The following is a 1,171-nucleotide window of genomic DNA, read 5'->3' as shown; positions in this document are numbered from 1 at the left end:
CTCTATGAGACGCCGACCGGCTGGAAGTTCTTCGGCAATCTGCTGGATGCCGACATGGCGACGATCTGCGGCGAGGAGAGTGCGGGCACCGGCTCCAACCATGTCCGCGAAAAGGACGGCCTATGGGCGGTGCTTTTGTGGCTCAACATCCTTGCCGCGCGCGGCGAAAGCTGCAAGCAGATCGTCACTGAGCACTGGGCGACCTACGGTCGCAACTACTATTCGCGGCACGATTATGAAGAGGTTGAGAGCGACCGCGCCAACGCATTGGTCGACGAACTGCGCGCCAAGCTCGGCGCGCTGCCGGGTACCAGCGCTCGCGGCATGAAAATCGCCAGCGCCGACGATTTTGCCTATCGCGATCCGGTCGACGGTTCGATCAGCGAGCATCAGGGCATCAGGGTGCTGTTCGAAGGTGGTTCGCGGGTCGTCTTCCGCCTCTCCGGCACCGGCACGTCGGGCGCGACGCTGCGCGTCTACATCGAACGTTACGAGCCGGACAAGTCGAGGCACGACCTCGACACCCAGGCCGCCCTTGCCGATCTGATAGCCGCAGCCGATGATATTGCCGGGATTCACAGCCATACCGGCCGCCCCAAGCCAAGCGTGATTACTTGAGGGTGGCGGTTCGCGCTTTCCCTTCTCCCCTTGTGGGGTTCGAAGGACGGGGCGAGACCCGTGGCTCGCCCCAGGGCGGTGGATCGGCGCGTAGCGCCGAGACGGTTGAGGGGTGCGCGAAGGATCGCTGTCCTTGCCAAGCGGGAACATCCCTCATCCGTCGCCTTCGGCGACACCTTCTCCCACAAGGGGCGAAGGGGGAGACTGCATGACCCAGCTCGGCGCCACCGTCACCCGCGAAGGCATCCGCTTTGCCGCCTGGTCGCAGGCCGCCCGTCGGCTTTGGGTCTCGATCTTCGACGAGCAGGGCAACCGGGAAATCGAACGGCTCGAACTGCAGCCGGAAGGTGAGGGCGTCCATGCGCTGTTCATTGCGGGCCTTGGCCAGGGCATCCGCTACGGCTTTCGCGCCGATGGCGACTACGCGCCGGAACGCGGACTGTGGTTCGATCCCGCCAAGCTCCTGACCGATCCATATGCCGTCGAGATCGACAGGTCCTATGTCTATGACTGGCGGCTGGCCCAGCGCCGGGCGAGGGCGCCGATACCGCAC

The 1,171-nt window shown here is 64.9% G+C and carries 2 pseudogenes; both read left to right on the top strand.

The features are described from left to right. Window positions 1-618: pseudogene (locus EN893_RS34870) on the top strand (alpha-D-glucose phosphate-specific phosphoglucomutase); the annotation flags it as partial. A gap of 208 nt (window positions 619-826) precedes the next feature. Further along, window positions 827-1,171, top strand: a pseudogene (locus EN893_RS34865) (glycogen debranching enzyme GlgX); the annotation flags it as partial.

Origin of the sequence: Mesorhizobium sp. M7A.F.Ca.CA.004.04.2.1, from assembly GCF_004022825.1 — a bacterium.
GTDB lineage: Bacteria > Pseudomonadota > Alphaproteobacteria > Rhizobiales > Rhizobiaceae > Mesorhizobium.
The sequence above is the reverse complement of the archived record's forward strand: the minus strand, read 5'-3'. Positions and strand labels throughout refer to the sequence as shown.